The sequence below is a fragment of the Rhodospirillales bacterium genome, from assembly GCA_020638175.1.
Lineage (GTDB): Bacteria > Pseudomonadota > Alphaproteobacteria > Micavibrionales > Micavibrionaceae > JACKJA01.
In genome coordinates, this window is record JACKJA010000002.1 from 335,241 (window position 1) to 355,887 (window position 20,647).

The window sequence follows — 20,647 nt, forward strand, 5'->3', positions numbered from 1 at the left end:
GGCAAGGAAAAATTCTATATAAAGCGCCATGAAGAACAATTTTGACGTCATCGTTGTCGGTGGAGGACATGCAGGGTGCGAGGCCGCCGCGGCATCGGCGCGTATGGGCGCACGTACGGCCCTCATCACGCACAAATTTGACACGATTGGCGCGATGTCCTGCAATCCGGCGATTGGCGGGCTGGGGAAGGGGCATCTGGTCCGGGAAATCGACGCCCTTGATGGCCTGATGGGCCGGGTGATTGATCGCTCCGGCATACAATTTCGCATGCTCAACGCCTCCAAGGGCCCGGCCGTCCGGGGTCCACGTTCCCAGGCCGATCGCAAGCTCTATAAACTGGCGGTGCAGGACATCCTGTCTTCCCACGAAAACCTGACGATTATCGCCGAAGGTGCCGAAGATTTAATTCTCAACGATAGCAATGAAATCAAAGGCTTGGTCACCGCTTCTGGCAAAGAGATTCAAGCGCCTTGCGTCGTTTTAACAACAGGCACCTTCCTGCGCGGCATTATCCACCGCGGCACGGAAACATGGCCCGCTGGCCGCATCGGCGAACAACCCGCAGTGGGAATGGGCCAGACACTGGAACGCCTTGGCTTGCCGCTGGGGCGCTTAAAAACCGGAACGCCGGCGCGCCTTGACGGCCGGACCATCGACTGGGCCGCCATAGACATGCAAAAGGCCGATGACAATCCTGTGCCGTTTTCATTCCTGACCGATAAAATCACCGTGCCCCAGATCGAATGCGGCATCACCTACACCAATGCCGAAGCGCACAAGGCCATCCTTGACAACCTCGACCGGGCACCGATGTATTCCGGCCAGATTGAAAGCCGCGGGCCGCGCTATTGTCCGTCGATCGAGGACAAAGTCGTCCGCTTCGCCGACAAAACCCGGCATCAGGTCTTTCTGGAACCCGAAGGACTCGACGATCACACGGTTTATCCGAACGGCATTTCAACCTCCCTGCCTATTGACGTACAGGACGCCATGATCCACGCAATCGTCGGCCTTGAAAAAGTTGACGTGATGGAGTGGGGATACGCCATCGAATACGATTACTGCGATCCGCGCGATCTGAAAGCCTCACTGGAAAACAAGAGAGTAGGGGGTTTATTCCTCGCCGGCCAGATCAACGGCACCACCGGTTACGAAGAAGCCGGCGCACAAGGCCTGATGGCCGGAATCAACGCCGCCCTGAAATCCGGCGCCCTGGGCAGCAATGATTCACGTGAAACAATTTTCACGCTCGACCGCGCCGAAGCCTATATCGGCGTTATGATCGACGATCTGATCCATCGCGGCGCACCGGAACCCTACCGCATGTTCACCAGCCGTGCCGAATACCGCCTGCGCCTGCGCGCTGATAACGCCGACCGCCGCCTGACAGGGAAAGGGCTGGAAATCGGCTGCGTTTGTAACGAGCGCGCCCGGGCATGGACGGAAAAAGAAAAACTTCTATCGCAAGCTTCTGAAATTAAAGATAAAAACTGGGATGACTTGCGTCCCGATATCCGCGAACAAATGGAGTATGACACCCTGTACGAAGGCTACATGGTGCGCCACGACCGCGATATCGAAGCCTATCGCAAAGATGAAGCCCTGGCGCTGCCGGCCGACCTTGATTACAGCGCCGTCGGCAGCCTGTCGAACGAAGTCCGCCAGAAACTGGAGCAGGCCCGCCCGGAAACCCTCGGCGCCGCCGGCCGCATTCCCGGCGTAACCCCGGCCGCCGTCGTGGCCTTGCTGCGTCATGTCCGGAAGAAAGATAGTAACAAAGCCGCCTGAATCTTTAGGCAAACATCCTTACAAAACAGGCATAGCCCTATGAACGTTTCACGTGAATCATTGGAAAAATTAAAGGCCTACGAAGCCCTGCTTCACAAATGGCAAAAGGCCGTCAATCTTGTCAGCCCAAACACGCTGAACGAGGCATGGACCCGGCATTTCGAAGATTCTCTGCAACTTTTGCCTGTCATTCTGAGCGTCAGCGAAGAATCTAAAAATCCTTCGGTCGCCGCACTTTCTCACGATGACAAAAAACCGTTAACCCTCTTCGACCTCGGCAGTGGCGCAGGATTCCCCGGATTGGTCCTGGCCATAGCCCGCCCGGATATCAACGTCCATCTGGTTGAATCCGATAGCAAAAAATGCTCCTTCCTCAAGACTGTTTCACGTGAATCATCAACGCCTGTTACGGTTCATACCGCCCGAATCGAATCGGTCGACAGCGAATCGGTCCCCGACGTCATTACGGCACGGGCGCTGGCCTCTCTCGATAAACTTCTGGGATGGTGCGCAAAGTGGGCGGATGAAAATCCTGACCTCACAATGATCTTCCTGAAGGGGGAAAAAACACAGGAAGAAATCACTGAAGCGCGCTTATCCTATTCATTTGACTGCAAAATAATTGACAGCAAAACCGATCCGTCAGGAAAAATTCTCGTCATCACAAACCTGAAATCCTGATGTTTCACGTGAAACAAGGATAAATTAAAACCGCCTGCAGACTCAAAAAACTTGACGGTCGCAACCAAAATTGCGCATGATCGCCTTGAATTCCACCAGCAACATTATAGACTTTTTACAGGGTAATTTTTATGACCGCGTCCACAAACCGCCCGATCACCGGCCAACGCGACCGCAATGAAATCGCCATCACAGCCACCCAGACACCGCGGATTTTCTCGGTCGCCAACCAGAAAGGTGGGGTCGGAAAAACGACAACCGCCGTCAATCTGGCCACAGCGATGGCTGCCGTTGGTAAAACGGTCCTGCTAATCGACCTCGACCCGCAGGGAAATGCCTCAACCGGTCTGGGCGTCAAACGCTCCAGTATCCAGCAAAGTATATATGATGTTATTTTCGGTGACGTTCATATTCTGGATATCGCTCTGGAAACCAGAGTTCCGCATCTGCACATCGCGCCATCCTCAATCCACCTGTCCGGCGCCGAAATCGAGCTCGTCACCGCTGAGCGCCGTGAATACCGCCTGCGCGAAGCGCTGCGCCAGCCACTGCCGTATGATTATGTCATTATAGATTGCCCGCCATCACTGAATCTTTTGACACTGAACGCCTTGGTAACAACCGACGCCGTCGTGGTCCCCCTGCAATGTGAGTTTTTTGCACTGGAAGGGCTCTCCCATCTGACAAAAACTATTGAACGCGTCAAAAAACATTACAATCCGGGCCTTGAAATCCATGGTGTTCTGCTGACGATGTTCGACAAACGCAACAATCTCTCCGGCATGGTCGCCAGCGATGTCCGCGATTTCTTTGGCGAAAAAGTCTACAGCACCGTAATCCCCCGCAACGTCCGGGTATCGGAAGCGCCGTCCTTTGGCCTGCCGGCCATTGTCTATGACATGCGTTGCCCCGGCGCAGAAGCTTACATTCGCCTGGCCGGAGAAGTCCTGAAACGCGAACGGCAAATCCTGAAACACACACACAAAGAGGCAGCCTAACCGATGAGCACCGATAATTTATCACCCGCAAACCCGCCATCTTCCCCTAAACGCCGGGGATTGGGCCGGGGATTGAATGCTTTGTTTGAGGATAATGAAGACAGCTTGCCGCAAACAATCGAGAGCCACGCTCCCGCCATCGGCGGCCCCGGCCGGCGCACAATCGGCATCGACCAGCTTGAACCCGGCCCGTTCCAGCCGCGCCGGACGATTGCCAAAGAACCGCTCGAAGATCTGGCAGCCTCGATTGCCACGCACGGCGTCCTGCAACCTATTTTGGTCCGTGAAAATCCGGGGGCGCCGGGCATGTACCAGATTATCGCCGGAGAGCGGCGCTGGCGCGCGTCGCAAAAGGCACAGCTCCACGAAATCCCTGTAATTGTTCGTGAATTAAGCGATGAAGAAGCCACCGAAATCGCCCTGATCGAAAACCTGCAACGCGAAGATCTCAACGCGATTGAAGAAGCGCTGACCTATGAACGCCTGATGAACCGTTTCAACTATACGCAGGAAAAACTCTCGACCGGGATCGGAAAAAGTCGCTCTCACATCGCCAACATTCTGCGTCTGTTGACCTTGCCGGAATCTGTACAAACCCTTGTGATGACCGGAAAACTCTCGGCCGGACACGCGCGCGCGCTGATCGGGATGGATGATCCGCTGGAAGCCGCCCGCGCGATCGTCGAACAAGGCCTGAGCGTACGCGACACGGAAAAACTCGCGGCGACAAAAAAAGGGCGGACCTCTGGACAAAAATCCCAAAAACCGGGCAAAGATGTCGATACAATCGCGCTGGAACAGGAAATTTCCAATGCCTTGGGCATGAAAGTCACGATTGATGCCAGCGGCAAAGGCGGGGTCATGAAAATCGCATATAAAAACCTCGACCAGCTGGACGAGGTTTTACACCGGCTTTCACACCGCTCTTAAAGGCTAAAAACCTTACTTGCCGATACTGCGCAACATCCACGCCGCTTTTTCATGAATAGTAATCCGGCCAATCAACAAGTCGGCGGTTACTTCGTCATCGGCGTCCTGCGCCGCTTTCAACACCGTTTTCATGCTGTTGGCAATCGCCACATTATCATCGGCCAGCATCTTGACCATTTCCATGGCATCCGGCGTTTGACCAACTTCTTGCAAAGAGGCAATTTTATCCATTTCAGCCCAGCTATTCGGCGCGTACGCCCCAAGCGTACGGATACGTTCGGCAATTTCATCGGTCGCATTCCACAACTCGGTATACTGCAGCATAAACAGATCGTGCAGCGACTTAAACTGCGGCCCTTCGACATTCCAGTGAAAGCTGTGTGTTTTGAAATAGATAAAAAACGTGTCGGCCAGAATCTTGTTCAGCCCATCGACGACCTGCTTGCTCATGGAATATCTCCTTTTTGATGATAAAAATTCACTGCGATCAATAACATATGCTTCCCTATACGACTGTCAAGCCGACGCGGATCACGAAAAGACCGATAAAGCTATTCACCTGTCGCTCTTTTTCAGGCTATAAAATACAATCATACTAACAGGGAACATCCATGTGCGGCATATTTGGCATTTATAAAACCGGCGTCCATCAAGACCGGCAAACAGACATTACCAGCGGTCAAGCCATGGGCAGCGTCATCGTTCACCGCGGACCGGACGATAAAGGATTGTGGCAAGACCCCGACACGCCGCTACTGCTCGGCCATTGTCGCCTGTCGATCATCGACCTGTCCGCAGAGGGCCACCAGCCCATGGCAGCGCCGTCCGGACGCTATATGATCGCCTATAACGGCGAAATCTATAATTTCCCGGAGCTGAGAAAAACACTGGAAGACGCCGGCACACAGTTCCGCAGCCGCTCGGACACCGAAGTCCTGCTCGCTGCCGTCGATCACTGGGGCCTTAACCAGACCCTGCAAAAAATCAATGGCATGTTTGCGTTCGCACTATGGGACCGTAAAGACCGCGTCCTCCACCTCGTCCGTGACCGCATGGGAAAAAAACCGCTTTATATAGGCTGGGCCGGGCGCTCTCTGGTTTTTGCTTCCGAATTAAAAGCGCTCCGCCAACATCCTGATTTTAAAAAGACAGTCAACCGCAATACCCTGACCGCTTTTATGCGTTATGGCTGTGTCCCCGCGCCACATTGCATTTATGAGAACGTCTGGCAACTGTTACCGGGATACCGGTTAACGCTCGCCATGGAAACAGTGGTTCCCGGTCAGGATATGGTCCCGTTGATGGAACCGTACTGGCATATGCCGCGGATCATCGAAGAAGCCCGCCAGAACCCGATACGAACGGACGAACAGACCCAGATCAACCAGTTCGAATCCCTTCTGGAACAATGCACCCGTGACCGCATGATATCGGATGTCCCGCTGGGTGCTTTTTTATCCGGCGGGATTGATTCATCGGCTATCGTGGCCCTGATGCAAAAGCAATCAACCCGGCCCGTTAAAACTTTTGCCATCGGATTCGAGGAACAAGGCTTTGATGAGGCCAGCCATGCCCGCGCCATCGCGCAACATCTGGGCACCGATCACCACGAACATTATTTAGGCGCGCGCGAAGCCCTCGATGTTATTCCCAGACTGCCTGATATTTATGATGAGCCCTTCGCCGACGCCTCTCAGATCCCCAGCTATCTGGTGTCCCGCTTTGCCCGCCAGCATGTCAGCGTCGCCCTGACCGGGGACGGCGGCGACGAAATGCTGGGTGGTTATCTGCGGCATAGCGTCGTCCCTGATTTCTGGAAACGGGTCGGCTGGCTGCCGCGGCCCCTCCGGCAAACCATGGCCGCAGCGATCAAAGCCCGGCCACCGCAGAAATGGGATACCCTAATTCCCGGACAGCCCCAAATCGGCGAACGGCTCTACAAGATTGCCGAACTTCTGCCCCTGAAAGGCGCGGAAGAAATTTATACCCACTTGGTCAGCCAATGGTCACCCCCGGAAACGGTTGTCCGCGATGGTAAAGAGCCTCTGATTCCCCTGACCGACCCGGCATGGCACCCCCGGCATCTTGGTTTTACCGGACGGATGATGGTCGGCGATGCACTATCCTACCTGCCCAACGATATTCTGACCAAAGTTGACCGGGCTTCAATGGCTGTATCGCTGGAAGCACGCGCCCCCTTGCTTGACCGGCGGGTCTTCGAACATTGCTGGCGCTTGCCGCAAAACATGAAAATCCGCGACGGCAAAGGAAAATGGTTGCTGCGTGAAGTCCTCGCCCGACACGTCCCGCGTGAATTGTTTGAACGCCCTAAACAGGGTTTCACCATCCCGGTGGCCGAATGGCTGCGCGGCGATCTCCGGCCATGGGCAGAAAATTTGCTGGATGAAAAACGGCTGGTCGAAGAAGGCTATTTAAGACCGCTGGTCGTCCGTCAAACCTGGCGAGATCATCTGGATGGCAAGGGCCGAAACGGGCATAAACTCTGGGCCGTGTTGATGTTCCAGGCATGGCTGGACTCCCAAAAGTAACCCCCCGGACACAAAAAACCGCCCAAAAGGGCGGCTCTTTGCGGAAGGAACAAACTGGATATCAAACCAGCAAAACATACAGGCCGACAATAGCGACCCAAAACACGACATGAAACATTACACCCTCAATATCGTTATAAAGATAAATACACCACCGTCCGATTGATGATGACCAATCGTTGCCGGCAACCTATGCCTATCGATTTTCGCTGTAAAGAAAAACTGAACTTAAAATTCAGAAAAAGACACAAAGTTACAAAAACCTTATATAAAGAAGAACGAATATATAAAATGGGGAAAATAAAAAAGCTAAAATGGAGCGAGTGAAGGGATTCGAACCCTCGACCCCAACCTTGGCAAGGTTGTGCTCTACCCCTGAGCTACACTCGCGTTTCTTCACTTGGAAGAAAAGAGAGTCAGAGTTATAGGCATTTTGGAATGAAATGCAAGGGGAAAATAAACACGGCACTTGATTTTTATGCCAAACGTCCTGTAACACAAAAAGATGCACAAACTGGCCGATACACAAGATCCCCCCTTAACGCCGGCGCAGCTTCTGGCGCAGCTGGATACTCTTGAGATCACCTATAATATCTATGAACATGAACCGTTCTTCACGGTGGAAGAAGGACTGGAATTCGAAAAGGACATTCCCGGCCTGCATTGTCGCAATTTATTCCTGCGCGACAAGAAAGGCTCCATGTTCCTGATAACACTGGCCAACGAAACGGCCGTCGACTTAAAAAAGCTGGCGCCCTTGATCGGCGCCGGACGGTTGTCTTTTGGCTCTCCGGAGCGATTATGGCGTACGCTGGGTGTACGCCCCGGCTCGGTGTGCCCCTTTGCCATCGCCAATAACACCGGCAAGGATGTCACCTTGATACTGGATCAAAGCATGATGGACGCCCACCTTGTCAATTATCATCCCTTGATCAATACGATGACCGTCGGCCTGCAGCCGTGTGATCTGATAAAATTTATAGAGACTTGCGGCCACACACCGATTATTCTGGATTTAAAAGCAGCAACGCCGAATCAAGATTAAAAAGGCGCAGGGAAGGAGACAGATATGTTTTTCAATAAAGCGCAAGGCCCGGATCAAAACCCGCCCGCGGCAGGTAACGCCGATGGCATTATCTTTGATGTCGACACCGAAGGGTTCGAAATGGCCGTCATGCAGGTCTCGATGGATGTGCCGGTTCTGGTCGACTTCTGGGCGCCCTGGTGCGGCCCCTGCAAACAGCTAGGCCCGATCCTCGAAGCCGCCATCCGCAATGCCGGTGGTAAAGTGAAACTGGCGAAGGTCAATATCGACGAAAACCAGCAACTGGCCGCGGCGCTTCAGGTTCGCTCCGTTCCGACTGTCTTTGCGATTTTTCAGGGCCGCCCGGTTGACGGGTTTAGCGGCGCCCGCCCACCCGGCGAGATCAAAGCCTTTATTGATAAAATGATCGAACTGGCACGCCAATCCCGGCCCGACGCGCTCGATATACCGGAAACGTTAAAACAAGCGGCCGAATCACTGGCACAGGGCGATCCCGCAACCGCGCAGATTCTCTACATTGATATCCTGCAACAAGACGAAAGCAACACCGAAGCCTTTGCCGGGCTGGTTCGGACATATATTGAGGCCGGCTCTCTGGAACACGCCCGGCAAATGCTGGATAACGCCCCGGAAACCATAACAAGCCATGCCGCCATCACCGCAGCACGCACAGCGCTGGAGCTGGCCGAATCACCTGCTGCTTCCCGCGATATCCAAAGCCTTATCGCACGCGCCAAAGCAGCACCGGACAATCAATCCATCCGCTTCGATCTGGCAACAACCCTGTTTGCCAAGGGAAAACGCGAAGAAGCCGTCGACATCCTGATTGAAATGATCCGTCTTGACCGCGAATGGGAAGACTCAAAAGCCCGCAAGGAATTGTTAAAATTTTTCGATGCCATGGGACCATCCAACCCTCTGACGGTTGCGGGCCGCAAAAAATTGTCGACCGTGCTATTTTCATGAGAAGAATCTGATCTAGATTATGTCGCATGAGTAAAAGCAACTTGTCATATAGATACCGGGATTTGCCTGACGAAATTCCGGTTTTTCCCCTAAGCGGCGTGATTCTACTGCCGCATGGCCAGTTGCCTTTAAATATCTTCGAACCCCGTTATCTGGCGATGATTGATACCGCTTTATGTGGCGACCGGATAATCGGCATGGTCCAGCCGGAAAATATGATCGAGCGAATCACCCCGGATACCGCCGCCCTCCACCAGACCGGGTGCGCAGGACGCATCACCGCCTTCGAAGAAACCGGCGATGGCCGTTATCTGGTAACGTTAAGCGGCATTTGCCGGTTTTCCATAGCTGAAGAACTCCCGATGACCAACGGATTTCGCCGGATTCGCCCCGAATGGGCGGCCTATGCCTGCGATCTCGCACCTGATGAAAATCAGGATTTCGACCGAGGCCGGCTTTTGGCGTTGTTAAAAGACTATTTTTCTCTCCACAAACTGAATTGCGACTGGGAGCGTATCAGCCAGACCAGCAACGAAAAACTGATCGCTGTCCTGTCGATGATTTGTCCGCTGGACCCGCTGGAAAAACAGGCGCTCCTTGAATCGCCCTGCTGCTGTAACCGGGCGCATTTGTTCATGGACATGATGGAAATCGCCCTGCACAAGAAAAAAGTCACCGACAATCCGCAAATGGCGCATTGATAACCGCGGTCTTGTGGACTATACAGACTATATGACACAAAGCGTTGATCCTAAATTGCTCGAAATTCTGGTATGCCCCTTGACCAAGGTGCCGCTGCGCTATGACGCGGCAAAGCAAGAGCTGATTTCCGACCGCGCCCGTCTGGCCTTCCCAATTCGCGATGGCATCCCGATTATGCTGGAAGACGAAGCCCGCCCCCTCGACGACAAGGAAGTTGCCAAACTGAAATCCGCAAAAGGGTAAACGGATGAAACTCACAGCCGCAGAATTTAGGAACTGGCCGCAAAAAAGCATTACCCTGCTTGGCATGTCCGGGGTCGGCAAAACGCGGCTGTCTTCGGTTTTGGCAAAAGACGACTGGTTTCATTACTCTGGTGACTACCGCATCGGTTCGCATTACCTGAACGAACATATCCTCGATAACATTAAACGCCAGATGATGGATATCCCGTTCCTGATGCGCTTGCTGCGCGGTAACGCCCTGAAAGTACAGAGCAACGTCACCATCGACAATCTCGCCCCGGTTTCCAGCTTTCTCGGCAAACTCGGCGATCCGGAAAAGGGCGGCTTGCCGCTGAAGGAATTTAAACGCCGGCAAAAACTTCATCTCGATGCCGAAATTGCCGCGATGAAGGATGTGCCGCATTTTATTGCGCGCGCCCGCGACATGTATGGCTTTCGGAATTTCATCAACGATGCCGGCGGATCGCTTTGCGAGCTCGACAACGATGACGTCCTGCAAACGCTGGCGGAAAATACGGTGATCTTGTACATCAAAGCCACGGAAGACGATGAAAAAGAATTGATTGCCCGCGCCGTATCCCACCCAAAACCGCTGTTTTACCGCGAAGCTTTCCTCGACGAACATCTGGCCCGGTACATGAAAGAAAAAAATCTGGAATATGCCGCCCTGATCGACCCGGACGACTTCACCCGCTGGGTGTTTCCACATTTGTTCCGTTCGCGCCTGCCGCGCTATCAGGCCATCGCCGACACGTACGGCTACACCGTGGCCGCCCGCGATATGGCCGCCGTCACCAACGAAAACGATTTCCTGAAACTCATGGACAAAGTTCTGGCCACGCCGGACCGGGGCAGGGAGGCCGCGTAACATGCCCTTAGTCGCCAATTCAACCCTGCCAACCTATGAACGCCTCCGCGAAGAAGGCCGCACGGTTCTCGACCCCCAGCGCGCCCTGCATCAGGATATCCGCGAGCTTCATATCGGCTTTCTGAACATGATGCCCGACGCCGCTCTGGAAGCCACCGAGCGCCAGTTTTACCGCCGCATCGGTGAAAGCAACCAGATCGCCCAGTTTCACATGCATCCCTTCACCTTGCCGGAACTGCCGCGCAGCGCCAAGGCGCAAAACCATATCGACCGTTATTATGAACCGTTCGAAAAACTGGCCGAAGAGGGACTGGATGCCCTGATTATTACCGGCGCGAACGTCAAAGGAGCCAATTTATGGGCGGAGCCGTTCTGGGAACCGCTGCAAAAAATTCTCGACTGGTCGTGGGATAACGTTACCTCGACCCTGTGCTCATGCCTTGCGACCCACGCGGTCATGGAACAACGCCACGGTCAAAAACGCCGCCCCTTGCCGGAAAAACGCTGGGGCGTATACACACACCGCGTCACCGACCGTACGCATCCGCTTGTCCGCGCCACCAACACCATCTTCGATGTGCCGCATTCCCGCTGGAACGAAATCGGCCGTGACCAGTTCGAAACCGCAGGTATGCATGTCCTCGTCGAAAGCGAAGAGGCCGGCGTCCACCTCGCCGTCAGCGCCGATGGCTTCCGCCTTGTCTGTATGCAGGGCCATCCCGAATACGATATTGAAAGCCTGCTCAAAGAATACAAACGCGAAGTCGGACTGTTCCAGAACGGCCAGCGCGCCGATTATCCGCCGTTTCCGCTACGCTATATGAGCGACAAGGCCAAAGCCGTTCTGGATGAATATGCCGACCGGGCCGCCCGCGGCGAACCCCTTGGTTTCCCCGAAGAAATCATAACCCCGCTACTTGATAACACCTGGCGCGATACCGCCCGCAATATGATTGGCAACTGGATTGGCATGGTCTATCAGGTCACCAACGCCGATCGTCAATGGCCCTTCATGGAAAGCGTCAATCCGGACGATCCGCTCGGCTGGCATAAACACCGCGCCCAAACAGATAAAGCGGCTTAATCTTCCAAAATCGCATTGAGCTTCATGGCCAGACCCATGGAACCTTTGACCTTTAGCTTGCCCATCATAAAAGCAATGTTCGGATCCTGCGTCCCGCTCAGGATTTTTTCGAAAGTATCAAGCGTACAGGCAAGCGTACAGTCGGCATCCTGATCCTCGTGCGACAAGCTTGGCGGATTTTCGGTCGCATCAACGAAAACAACCCCGTCATCCCCGAAATCGAATTTGACACGCGCCCCAATCTGCGGCGCAAAATGAAGCTTTTGCTTGATCTGCTCGGTAACGGATTCCAAAGACATACGAACATTCCTTCTGTTCACTCATAACGAATTCTTACTCTAGCAAAAAATCGTTAAGAAAAGAATGCCTTAGCAATAAATACTAGTTACCAAAGAGGTTTTTAATGCCCTCGGTCAAACCTTTTACATCTTCCTTGGTCTGATCAAGCAACCCCTGTCCAATATTCATCTGTGCCCCCAGCTCCTTGAGCGCCTGTTCATCCATGCCCTGCAACATCCCTTGCTGGCTGGCCGCGCGGGTGGCCTCTTTTGTCACGCGATCCAAAACCTGCGCCACCGCCTCTGAAACCAGAACACCGTTCGTTTTCTGTCCAATCCCGGTCATCACCAGATCCGGCATCGTTACCGGCGCCATGTCCCGGTCGATCAGCATCACGGCCGGACTCAACGTCGCATCATCAATCGTCAGCTTGCGGATAATCACCTTGATCGGCTCCCCGCTGGCGGTTTTTTCATCTGCGGACGCCTTGGGCTTGATGTTTTTTTTCAAATCCGAGAGATTCGTGCCGTTTTCCGTGACCTCCATATTGATGTTGGTCCCGCTGACCGTAATTTCCTTGAACACCAGAAGCTCTTTGGAAAAACTTTCCCCAACAACGCGGATCGTATCGACCGTCAGCACTTGCGGTTTTTTATAGCCCGGCGGATTGGCGATCTTCAGACCCGATACATCAACACGTTTTTCCTGCGGCGCGATATCCATCTTCGTCAGCGACACGCGCACGCCCAGCGTTTCACTGCCGATTTTCTCGGTCAGCACCTTGGCTATATTGCCGAAATTAAGATACAGGAAAGCGCCGCCCACAATCAAAAGCATAACAAATCCGGCAATCATCCCCGGAACTATCGACGTTTTTTTCTGTTTGGCCATGGCGTTTTCCTTTCGGTTTTCTGGATTATGTCTGGATAAATGATACTGGCGCGTACACAAGCCGCTGACAAGTCCCAATAAAAATTTATAATATATCGCATGCGGGAAATCGTACTGGATACCGAAACAACGGGCATAGAACCGGCCGAAGGGCACCGGCTGATCGAGATTGGCTGTGTCGAGCTGGATAATCACATTCCCACCGGCCGTATCTATCACCAATATATCAATCCGGAGCGCGACGTCCCCGCCGAAGCCGTCGCCGTCCACGGCCTGACCGAAGACTTTCTAAAAGACAAACCCGTCTTCTCCCAGATTTTTGATGAATTTATTGATTTTTGCGGCGATGCCCGTCTGGTAATTCACAACGCCGAATTCGATATGAAATTCATCAATGCCGAACTAAAAACCGTCGGCTACCCGACCATCCCGATGAAACAGGCCTTCGATACCCTGAAAATGGCACGGGAAAAATTTCCCGGCTCTCCGGCCAATCTGGATGCCCTGTGCCGCCGCTTTGGCATTGATAACACCAACCGTACCCTGCACGGCGCGCTACTGGATGCGGAATTGTTGGCTGAAGTTTATCTGGAGCTTCTCGGCGGCCGCCAGCGCGGCCTTGAACTGGCCGAAGAAAAAACCGCTTCCTCAGCCGAATCGGCCTCCTTAACCCTTGACCGGGAACGCCCCTACCGGGAACCGCGTCCGCACACCCCAAGCGCCGAAGAACAAGCCGCCCATGCGGCCTTGCTCGACCAGTTAACCGATCCGATCTGGAAACAAAAAGCCTGATTAATTCATGCGCGGAACCAAAACGGCAACATGGTGATTTCCTTGCCGGTCGACTTTTTGGTGAAAGCCCCGCTGTAAAAATCCCTCGAATACGGCTTGCGTCCGGCTTTCGGGACGGGCCGCCTCATACAAGAATTGTAAGTAATCTTTTTGATTCCGGGATGTTTCAAGCATATCGGGAAGGTGTCTCTGCGCCAGACTCGCAACCGTTTGATCAAACCGCGCACTTCCCCCGGCATAGCTGGCCGCCAGCGCCAACGTCGATAAATAAAGCACCGGATCATAAGGCGCCAGCCGTGTCATGGCTTTTTCAAACCGGGGTAACGCCTGATTTTTGGTAACGGTATATTCATGATCGTGCGGGTCCAGATAAATCGTTTCCGTCATAATTTCCGCAACCGCCGCCAACGGCATCGGGTCGTGCGAAAACCCTTTACCGATCAAAGCGTCAATCTGGTCGTAAAAAGTTCTATACGCATACATGGAAAGGCCGCTGCCCCGATCATCGAATTCTATTGTCCGCCGTAACTCATCAAGGGCGTCGCGCATATTGGTCGGATGATTCAACCAAACATCCATGCGATCCTGATAATTCCTTACAGCCCATGCCCTGACGGGGGAAAGCGGAGAATTTTTCTGGGCCAGATATCTAAGAACCGAGCAAATCCCGATATGATTTTCCGGACGGAATGATTGGTATATTTGATCCCTTATCTGCTCCATGGGCGGGGTCGGCACCTGCTTGGCATACGCCAAAACCTGATCCTTGTATTGATCTGATTTATCCCAGAGAATCGGCTTGGGCTTGTTTAGACGAGGCTGATAATATTGTTCGGAAAATTCCATCCATGACATGCGCAACGACGCCATTTGTCCCTCCCGGATTGTTTGTGATTATTAAAAACAATCATAGGGGGAAGAGAAACAACGGCGCAAGAGTATGGAAAAAGAAATCCACACCCCCTCATGCTATTCGAAAATAAAGACTAGGCGTCTGCCGCTTCCTTGATGCTCAAACCCTGCTCGTCATCGGACTTGGGCGCGGCCTGACCGAAGCGATTCACATAGAAACGCCGGAAGTCGACAGGCGAGAGCAACAACGGCGCATAACCGGCCGATTGTGTCATATCGGCAATAATCTGCCGTACAAACGGGAACATATAGCGCGGCATTTCAATCAACAGCAACGGATGCTTTTTCTGTTCAGCGATATTGTTCAGCGTACAAGTCAGCCCATACATGACCTCGGCGATAAACAGGGTTTTAACATCGCTCTTTGCCGTTACCGTTACGCCCAGAACAACCTCATACAGGTTATCGCCCATTTCTTTTAGCTGGCGGGCATCCATCGTGAAATTAATGTCCATTTCCGGTTTGCTGCCGACAAGCGCCATCAACGTTTCCGGAGCGCCCGGATTTTCAAACGACAAATCCTTGATGTATTGCGATTGGATCGTCACCGGCATATGCCCGTGCAAACGATCTTTTGCATCTTTCAAAGCCTTGTCCGCCTGATTTTCCCGTTCAACATCATTTTCTTTATCGTCAGCCATAACCGGTTCCTTATATACGTCTTATAAAATCCATGGTTTTACCTAGCACATAGGAAAAACCCTCTCAAGGCTTGTCGTGGTCTTCCCTGTCTTCATCCAGAACTTCATATTCCGCCTCGATCACATCGGGCGACCGGCGGTATGTCCGGCTTTGCGACGACGAGGAAGCGGCGCCCCCCATAACCTGCACATCAAAAAACCGGGGCAGGGCCGCCAGAACAAAGCTGCGCACCGCCGGGATGGTCAGGGAAAACCCGATGGCATCCGTAAAAAATCCGGGCGTCATCAACAAAGCGCCCGCCACCGCCAGACAAAGCCCGTCGAACATTTCCCGCACCGGCATCTCACCGCGATCCATAGCCCGCCGCGCTGAAAACAGGGTTTCCAGCCCCTGATGACGTATCAAGGCCGCCCCGATCACCGCCGTAAGCACGCATAACAACAATGTTGAAACCAGACCAATCTCTTCACCGACAGTGATAAACAAACCGATTTCAATTAACGGTATAATAAGAAAGATAATGAAAAATGGCATAAGTGACTCTTGCGCTTTCCTGTTAAGAAGCTAAGTTAAGAGCATATATAAACCAAACGCAAGGAATCTGTAGGTGCCCGCTGATATTCTTTTATATGCTCTCGTTGCTGCCGGTCTTGTTTTCTGGCTGCGCAATGTTTTGGGAACCCGCACCGGGGAAGAACGCCAACGCCCGAATCCGTTTACCGGCACGCCCGCATCAGACAAGGATACCGGGAAATCCGATCAGCCCGGACAGGCATCTGCGCTTCTACCCGAAGATGGCGAAAGCTGGGGCAAGGGGCTGGAGCGCAACATGAGCGTATCCGAATCGGCTCATGTCGGCCTGATGGATATCGCCCGCGCCGACCGGTCGTTTGATGTCCTGTTTTTCCTGCGCGGCGCTCAGGATGCCTTTGTTATGATTGTCGAGGCCTTTGCCGCCGGCGACAAGGCCACCTTGAAAAACCTCCTGAGTGAACCGGTTTATCAGGCTTTCGAAGGAGTTATAAATACCCGGGCCGAAACGGGTGAGACCGCCGAAACGGAAATTCATTCGGTGCGAAAAATCGAAGTAATCGAAGCCGCCCTTAACAACAAAGCAGCCTCTATCACCATCCGCTTTGTGGCTGATGAAACCAATATCCTGCGCGACAAGGACGGTGTCGTCATCTCTGGAAACCCGGAGCGCGTAACCGAAACCATCGACATCTGGACATTCTCGCGCGATATTAAATCCCGCAACCCGGCATGGCTTTTGACCGCGACCCGCGACGAAGACGCCGATAGCCACGATCATAAAACGGTCCCGGATTCGATAGACGCCTGATGCCGATCCGTGTACGGTGAAATCTGTTCGCCACTAACAAACCGACCATGGTCTCATGATGCACCGTATAACGCTTTCCCTGTTCGTTATTTTCAGTCTTGCCGCCTGCAGCACAACAAAGCTTGATACTGAAACCGCGCCGCTGGTTTTAAAGCCTTCTTCATTTGCTGATCTGCCTGGATGGGAATCCGACAACCATGAACAGGCGCTGGTGGCATTCTCCCGCTCTTGTGACCGGATTTTGAAAAAAGATCCTAACCAGAGTTTCGGCCCCGATGGAATTGGCGGGCTTTATGGCGACTGGCAAGCCGCCTGCAAAAACCTGCCGGTAACAAACGCCAATCGATTCTTTGAAACATATTTCCGCCCCTATCAAGCCACCGCTGCCGACAAAAACAAAGACGGTCTGTTCACGGGTTACTATGAACCGGCCCTGAACGGCTCCCGCACCCGCCATGGTCCATACCAGACCCCGCTACATAAACGCCCGGATGACCTTGTCATGGTCGACCTCGGTGAGTTCCGTGACGAATTAAAAGGCCAGCGTATCGCCGGCCGTGTCAAAGGCGCGCACCTGAAACCCTACGAAGATCGTGAAGACATTATCGAAGGCCAATGGCCGCATAATGATGAAACACTGATCTGGGTCGATGACTCCGTCGGCGCGTTCTTTCTGCATATTCAGGGTTCAGGCCGGATCAATATGGATGACGGCACCGTCATGCGTGTGGGCTATGACGGCCAGAACGGCCATCCGTACTACGCCATTGGCCGGGAGCTTATCAAACGGGGCGAACTGGACAAAGACACCGTATCCCTGCAAACAATTCGGCAGTGGCTGGAAACTCATCCAGATCAGGCAGACAACCTGATGAACACCAACGCGTCCTATGTTTTCTTTAAAGAGCTAACCGGCCCCGGCCCGCTCGGCGGCGAAGGCGTCCCGCTGACACCGGAACGCTCGCTGGCCGTCGACCGCAGCAAAATGCCCTATGGCGTCCCTGTCTGGGTTTCTTTGGATGCCCCCGTCGATGGGGAACGCCCCATCCGCCGCCTGATGGTGGCACAGGATACCGGCGGGGCGATCCGCGGCCCCGTGCGCGGCGATGTATTTTGGGGTGCTGGTGAACGCGCAGAATATCTTGCCGGGCACATGAAATCCGAAGGCCGGATGTGGCTCTTGCTACCGAAATAGCTAGAATTTCAAACGCAGCGCCTTTTTGTTTTGCGGCAGGTTCGCAACCTCCTTGAAGATATCATCGGATAGCTCGGCATCCAGAGAAACCAAAGCCACCGCTTCGCTGCCCCCCTCAATGCGTCCCAGCCGGAAATCGGCAATGTTGAATCCGGCACCGCCCAGCAACATCCCCAGCGCGCCAATATAGCCGGGCGTATCGTCGTTGCGGGTGTACAGCATGTGATTCGACAGCGCCGCCTCGATCGGCACACCTTCTATATTAACGATCCGCGGTTCCTTGCCCGTAAACAAGGTTCCCGCCACCGTATGCGTTGCGGCCTTGGTCGTAATTTTAACGGTAATCAGACTGCGGAAATCCTTGGAGGATCCCGCCTTCGTTTCCGAAAGCTCAATTCCCCGGGCCTGCGCCGCCTGCATGGCATTCACAACATTGACCGTATCAAGCTGCGGTTTCAGCAAATTCGCCATCACCAAAGCGCTCAACGCCGCCGTTTTCACTTCGGCCACCGACCCTTCATAGGAAATATTAACGGCGGTAATCGCCTCATCGGTCATCTGACCGGCCAGAGCACCAAGCTGCTCGGCCAGCTTCATATAAGGCTTCAGCTTCGGCGCTTCCTCGGCAGAAATCGACGGCATGTTCAGGGCGTTCATCACCGCGCCATTCACCAGATAATCGCTAAGCTGTTCAGCAACCTGAATCGCAACATTTACTTGCGCCTCTGTCGTCGAAGCTCCCAGATGCGGCGTGCATATCACTTTCTCATGCCCGAACAAGATGTTTTCCTTCGCAGGTTCTTTCTCGAACACATCCAGCGCCGCCCCAGCCACCTTGCCGCTGTCCAGCGCCTCTTTCAAATCAGCCTCGACAACAATCCCGCCGCGGGCACAGTTAATAATCCGTACGCCGTCTTTCATCTTGGCGATGGAATTTTTATTAATCATCCCGGCGGTTTTATCGTTTTTCGGCACGTGAATCGTGATGAAATCGGCGCGCTTGTACAGCTCGTCCAGTTCGACTTTCTCAACGCCTAGCTCAACAGCGCGATCTTCCGTCAAGAAAGGATCGAACGCAATCACTTTCATCCGCAGGCCCAAAGCCCGGTCAGCCGCAATTGCTCCGATATTCCCGCAGCCAATCACACCCAGCGTCTTGTTATAAAGCTCAACGCCCATAAATTTGGATTTTTCCCATTTCCCCGCATGGGTCGAAGCGCTCGCCTGCGGGATATCACGGGCCAGCGATACCATCATGGCGATTGCATGCTCCGCCGTTGTAATCGAATTTCCAAACGGCGTGTTCATGACCACAACGCCTGCTTCCGTCGCCGCCGGAACATCGACATTATCAACACCGATCCCGGCCCGGCCGATCACTTTCAGATTTTTAGCCGCCGCCAGAACATCCTTGGTCACCGTGGTTGACGAACGAATCGCCAATCCATCATAATCACCAATGCAAGCAATCAGTTCTTCGGGAGACATCCCGGTTTTAACATCAACATCACAGCCGCTCTTTTCAAAGATCTCGGCAGCCAAAGGATTCATTTTGTCGGAAATAAGGACGCGTGGTCTAGACATCATGGGATACTCCTGATTTTGTCTTGTTCAAGAAAACAGGCCTACAGATGTAGCAGGGCGGTTAGGAATAGCAAGAGGGATAATGTGACATACAGTAAAATTTAGGGTTGCCTTATACCGATAAGAGCAATATGAAAATAATATCTATTGGATAAAAAGGAAACGCCTGTTGTCTGGCAACATAAAAATCAATTTTACCGAAAGCACAGGAACGCCGCCGCCTGCAATCGCCATCCAGCTTGTTGAATGGCGGGATGACACCCTGCCGGAATGGTGTCAGGAAAAAATTTATGCCGATAGCATAAAGGAGGTAGAATCGGTCTTTGAAGATCAACCAGTCAACTCAGCCATCCGTGTCATTAATGAGTCAGGAGAGGTGCGGACATTTTTCTTCACAGATATCAAAGAAGCGCGTAATCAAACCAGTCTCTTACTGCAATCAACGCAACAAAGCGCCGATAGATTTGAACGGATTAGTACAGAAAGCGCTCACAGCAAAACTTTCGTCAACTGGGACGAGATCGTTTATTTGATGACAGACGGCGATAACCTGAGACTTTCAGGCATGCTCAATAATCCACTATCTGAAAACATCACGATTCCGTTTGAAACAGCACAGGATCGAGACGATTACATCGACTACCTCTCCCACGAGGTAACAGGAACGCCGGGACAACCGGGATTTCTTGATATCCTGGAAACATTTGGTGCAACGCCCGATACCGGTCCCCAGTTAATTTCGCGGTCCCACGTAAACGGCGCGATCATCAATAAAGAAACACAGTATGTAACGCTGGCAAACACAAAAACCGGACTGTTCAAAATCCCGCTAAAAAAACAAATTAATATCCCCGAGACATTTCCGCAGCTTAAATTTTTGATGGGAAACAAAACTCATCTTCTTTTCAGTGACCCTGATTGCACGGAGCGGTGGTTTTCTCAATCAGAAAACCCAAGGACACAAGAACCCGAGCTACAAGTGGGCTTCGGAAATTTCTCCTACGCCATACCATACAGCGATGAGAATAAACTAACCATTGATTTCCATGCCATCCAGAGATCAATGATAGACAACGAGACATTCGATACCGGAGATCAAAAACCCCGTTGCCCGGTCGTTCCTTTCCAACCAAAACGGAACTGGGACAGATAACG

At 53.0% G+C, this 20,647-nt stretch carries 22 protein-coding genes and 1 tRNA gene; 15 read left to right on the forward strand and 8 right to left on the reverse strand.

The annotated features are described in order from the left end of the window. Window positions 1-28 precede the first annotated feature (28 nt). The 4 genes from mnmG to H6868_01615 all read left to right on the forward strand — a co-directional run bounded on the left by mnmG (window position 29) and on the right by H6868_01615 (window position 4,398). Entirely contained in the window at window positions 29-1,789 is a 1,761-nt protein-coding gene (gene mnmG / locus H6868_01600) for a tRNA uridine-5-carboxymethylaminomethyl(34) synthesis enzyme MnmG (GenBank protein MCB9988010.1), read from the forward strand. Window positions 1,790-1,828: 39 nt separating this feature from the next. After that, on the forward strand, window positions 1,829-2,470 hold the full coding sequence (rsmG, locus tag H6868_01605; protein MCB9988011.1) for a 16S rRNA (guanine(527)-N(7))-methyltransferase RsmG: 642 nt from the start codon (window positions 1,829-1,831) through the stop codon (window positions 2,468-2,470). A gap of 131 nt (window positions 2,471-2,601) precedes the next feature. Beyond that, the gene (locus H6868_01610; GenBank protein ID MCB9988012.1) at window positions 2,602-3,468 is read left to right on the forward strand and encodes a ParA family protein; all 867 of its coding nucleotides are present in this window, start codon (window positions 2,602-2,604) and stop codon (window positions 3,466-3,468) included. Between the two features lie 3 nt (window positions 3,469-3,471). Beyond that, a complete protein-coding gene (locus tag H6868_01615) occupies window positions 3,472-4,398 on the forward strand; it encodes a ParB/RepB/Spo0J family partition protein (GenBank protein MCB9988013.1) in 927 nt (308 codons plus the stop codon). Window positions 4,399-4,410: 12 nt separating this feature from the next. On the opposite strand, the gene H6868_01620 is transcribed toward H6868_01615, so the two are convergent. Beyond that, on the reverse strand, window positions 4,411-4,848 hold the full coding sequence (locus tag H6868_01620; GenBank protein MCB9988014.1) for a DNA starvation/stationary phase protection protein: 438 nt from the start codon (window positions 4,846-4,848) through the stop codon (window positions 4,411-4,413). A 161-nt stretch (window positions 4,849-5,009) separates the two neighbouring features. Here H6868_01620 and asnB point away from each other — a divergent pair, with 161 nt between their 5' ends. Further along, entirely contained in the window at window positions 5,010-6,947 is a 1,938-nt protein-coding gene (asnB, locus tag H6868_01625) for an asparagine synthase (glutamine-hydrolyzing) (protein MCB9988015.1), read from the forward strand. 315 nt (window positions 6,948-7,262) lie between these two features. Here asnB and H6868_01630 read toward each other — a convergent pair. Next, window positions 7,263-7,337, reverse strand: a tRNA-Gly gene (locus H6868_01630). 115 nt (window positions 7,338-7,452) lie between these two features. On the opposite strand from H6868_01630, the gene H6868_01635 reads away from it, so the two are divergent. From H6868_01635 to H6868_01660, 6 genes are read left to right on the forward strand one after another with little or no spacing between them, the layout of a single operon-like run. Beyond that, window positions 7,453-7,992: a prolyl-tRNA synthetase associated domain-containing protein gene (locus H6868_01635; GenBank protein MCB9988016.1), complete on the forward strand. Its 540-nt coding sequence runs from the start codon at window positions 7,453-7,455 to the stop codon at window positions 7,990-7,992. A gap of 24 nt (window positions 7,993-8,016) precedes the next feature. Further along, on the forward strand, window positions 8,017-8,958 hold the full coding sequence (locus H6868_01640; protein MCB9988017.1) for a co-chaperone YbbN: 942 nt from the start codon (window positions 8,017-8,019) through the stop codon (window positions 8,956-8,958). A gap of 26 nt (window positions 8,959-8,984) precedes the next feature. Further along, on the forward strand, window positions 8,985-9,659 hold the full coding sequence (locus H6868_01645) for an LON peptidase substrate-binding domain-containing protein (protein ID MCB9988018.1): 675 nt from the start codon (window positions 8,985-8,987) through the stop codon (window positions 9,657-9,659). A 31-nt stretch (window positions 9,660-9,690) separates the two neighbouring features. Further along, window positions 9,691-9,903: a Trm112 family protein gene (locus tag H6868_01650; GenBank protein MCB9988019.1), complete on the forward strand. Its 213-nt coding sequence runs from the start codon at window positions 9,691-9,693 to the stop codon at window positions 9,901-9,903. 4 nt (window positions 9,904-9,907) lie between these two features. After that, the gene (locus H6868_01655) at window positions 9,908-10,771 is read left to right on the forward strand and encodes an ATPase (protein MCB9988020.1); all 864 of its coding nucleotides are present in this window, start codon (window positions 9,908-9,910) and stop codon (window positions 10,769-10,771) included. Window position 10,772: 1 nt separating this feature from the next. Next, window positions 10,773-11,855 carry a homoserine O-succinyltransferase gene (locus tag H6868_01660; protein ID MCB9988021.1) on the forward strand — a complete coding sequence of 361 codons (1,083 nt, stop codon included), beginning with the start codon at window positions 10,773-10,775 and terminating at the stop codon, window positions 11,853-11,855. Here H6868_01660 and H6868_01665 read toward each other — a convergent pair. Then, window positions 11,852-12,154, reverse strand: coding sequence for an SCP2 sterol-binding domain-containing protein (locus H6868_01665; GenBank protein ID MCB9988022.1), 303 nt, complete (start codon window positions 12,152-12,154; stop codon window positions 11,852-11,854). The genes H6868_01660 and H6868_01665 overlap by 4 nt on opposite strands. A gap of 82 nt (window positions 12,155-12,236) precedes the next feature. Next, window positions 12,237-13,025, reverse strand: a complete 789-nt coding sequence (locus tag H6868_01670; GenBank protein ID MCB9988023.1) for a hypothetical protein — start codon at window positions 13,023-13,025, stop codon at window positions 12,237-12,239. Between the two features lie 99 nt (window positions 13,026-13,124). On the opposite strand from H6868_01670, the gene dnaQ reads away from it, so the two are divergent. After that, complete coding sequence (gene dnaQ / locus H6868_01675) at window positions 13,125-13,817, forward strand: DNA polymerase III subunit epsilon (GenBank protein ID MCB9988024.1); 693 nt, start codon at window positions 13,125-13,127, stop codon at window positions 13,815-13,817. Here the strand turns inward: dnaQ and H6868_01680 are convergent, their stop codons facing one another. From H6868_01680 to H6868_01690, 3 genes are all read right to left on the reverse strand, one after another. Continuing rightward, window positions 13,818-14,672, reverse strand: coding sequence for a hypothetical protein (locus H6868_01680; GenBank protein MCB9988025.1), 855 nt, complete (start codon window positions 14,670-14,672; stop codon window positions 13,818-13,820). 131 nt (window positions 14,673-14,803) lie between these two features. Beyond that, complete coding sequence (secB, locus tag H6868_01685; protein ID MCB9988026.1) at window positions 14,804-15,283, reverse strand: protein-export chaperone SecB; 480 nt, start codon at window positions 15,281-15,283, stop codon at window positions 14,804-14,806. 151 nt (window positions 15,284-15,434) lie between these two features. Then, a complete protein-coding gene (locus H6868_01690) occupies window positions 15,435-15,905 on the reverse strand; it encodes an FxsA family protein (GenBank protein MCB9988027.1) in 471 nt (156 codons plus the stop codon). Between the two features lie 73 nt (window positions 15,906-15,978). On the opposite strand from H6868_01690, the gene H6868_01695 reads away from it, so the two are divergent. Then, window positions 15,979-16,713 carry a Tim44 domain-containing protein gene (locus tag H6868_01695; protein ID MCB9988028.1) on the forward strand — a complete coding sequence of 245 codons (735 nt, stop codon included), beginning with the start codon at window positions 15,979-15,981 and terminating at the stop codon, window positions 16,711-16,713. A gap of 55 nt (window positions 16,714-16,768) precedes the next feature. After that, the gene (locus H6868_01700; protein MCB9988029.1) at window positions 16,769-17,908 is read left to right on the forward strand and encodes a murein transglycosylase A; all 1,140 of its coding nucleotides are present in this window, start codon (window positions 16,769-16,771) and stop codon (window positions 17,906-17,908) included. On the opposite strand, the gene H6868_01705 is transcribed toward H6868_01700, so the two are convergent. Then, the gene (locus H6868_01705; protein ID MCB9988030.1) at window positions 17,909-19,492 is read right to left on the reverse strand and encodes a phosphoglycerate dehydrogenase; all 1,584 of its coding nucleotides are present in this window, start codon (window positions 19,490-19,492) and stop codon (window positions 17,909-17,911) included. A 169-nt stretch (window positions 19,493-19,661) separates the two neighbouring features. Here H6868_01705 and H6868_01710 point away from each other — a divergent pair, with 169 nt between their 5' ends. Continuing rightward, window positions 19,662-20,645 carry a hypothetical protein gene (locus tag H6868_01710; GenBank protein ID MCB9988031.1) on the forward strand — a complete coding sequence of 328 codons (984 nt, stop codon included), beginning with the start codon at window positions 19,662-19,664 and terminating at the stop codon, window positions 20,643-20,645. Window positions 20,646-20,647: the final 2 nt, after the last annotated feature.

Bases quoted from the DNA above. Each gene is read 5' to 3' on its own strand.
- mnmG (MCB9988010.1), top strand. From the start codon at position 29: ATGAAGAACAATTTTGACGTCATCGTTGTCGGTGGAGGACATGCAGGG.
- rsmG (MCB9988011.1), top strand. From the start codon at position 1,829: ATGAACGTTTCACGTGAATCATTGGAAAAATTAAAGGCCTACGAAGCC.
- H6868_01610 (MCB9988012.1), top strand. From the start codon at position 2,602: ATGACCGCGTCCACAAACCGCCCGATCACCGGCCAACGCGACCGCAAT.
- H6868_01615 (MCB9988013.1), top strand. From the start codon at position 3,472: ATGAGCACCGATAATTTATCACCCGCAAACCCGCCATCTTCCCCTAAA.
- H6868_01620 (MCB9988014.1), bottom strand. From the start codon at position 4,848: ATGAGCAAGCAGGTCGTCGATGGGCTGAACAAGATTCTGGCCGACACG.
- asnB (MCB9988015.1), top strand. From the start codon at position 5,010: ATGTGCGGCATATTTGGCATTTATAAAACCGGCGTCCATCAAGACCGG.
- H6868_01635 (MCB9988016.1), top strand. From the start codon at position 7,453: ATGCACAAACTGGCCGATACACAAGATCCCCCCTTAACGCCGGCGCAG.
- H6868_01640 (MCB9988017.1), top strand. From the start codon at position 8,017: ATGTTTTTCAATAAAGCGCAAGGCCCGGATCAAAACCCGCCCGCGGCA.
- H6868_01645 (MCB9988018.1), top strand. From the start codon at position 8,985: ATGAGTAAAAGCAACTTGTCATATAGATACCGGGATTTGCCTGACGAA.
- H6868_01650 (MCB9988019.1), top strand. From the start codon at position 9,691: ATGACACAAAGCGTTGATCCTAAATTGCTCGAAATTCTGGTATGCCCC.
- H6868_01655 (MCB9988020.1), top strand. From the start codon at position 9,908: ATGAAACTCACAGCCGCAGAATTTAGGAACTGGCCGCAAAAAAGCATT.
- H6868_01660 (MCB9988021.1), top strand. From the start codon at position 10,773: ATGCCCTTAGTCGCCAATTCAACCCTGCCAACCTATGAACGCCTCCGC.
- H6868_01665 (MCB9988022.1), bottom strand. From the start codon at position 12,154: ATGTCTTTGGAATCCGTTACCGAGCAGATCAAGCAAAAGCTTCATTTT.
- H6868_01670 (MCB9988023.1), bottom strand. From the start codon at position 13,025: ATGGCCAAACAGAAAAAAACGTCGATAGTTCCGGGGATGATTGCCGGA.
- dnaQ (MCB9988024.1), top strand. From the start codon at position 13,125: ATGCGGGAAATCGTACTGGATACCGAAACAACGGGCATAGAACCGGCC.
- H6868_01680 (MCB9988025.1), bottom strand. From the start codon at position 14,672: ATGTCATGGATGGAATTTTCCGAACAATATTATCAGCCTCGTCTAAAC.
- secB (MCB9988026.1), bottom strand. From the start codon at position 15,283: ATGCCGGTGACGATCCAATCGCAATACATCAAGGATTTGTCGTTTGAA.
- H6868_01690 (MCB9988027.1), bottom strand. From the start codon at position 15,905: ATGCCATTTTTCATTATCTTTCTTATTATACCGTTAATTGAAATCGGT.
- H6868_01700 (MCB9988029.1), top strand. From the start codon at position 16,769: ATGATGCACCGTATAACGCTTTCCCTGTTCGTTATTTTCAGTCTTGCC.
- H6868_01705 (MCB9988030.1), bottom strand. From the start codon at position 19,492: ATGTCTAGACCACGCGTCCTTATTTCCGACAAAATGAATCCTTTGGCT.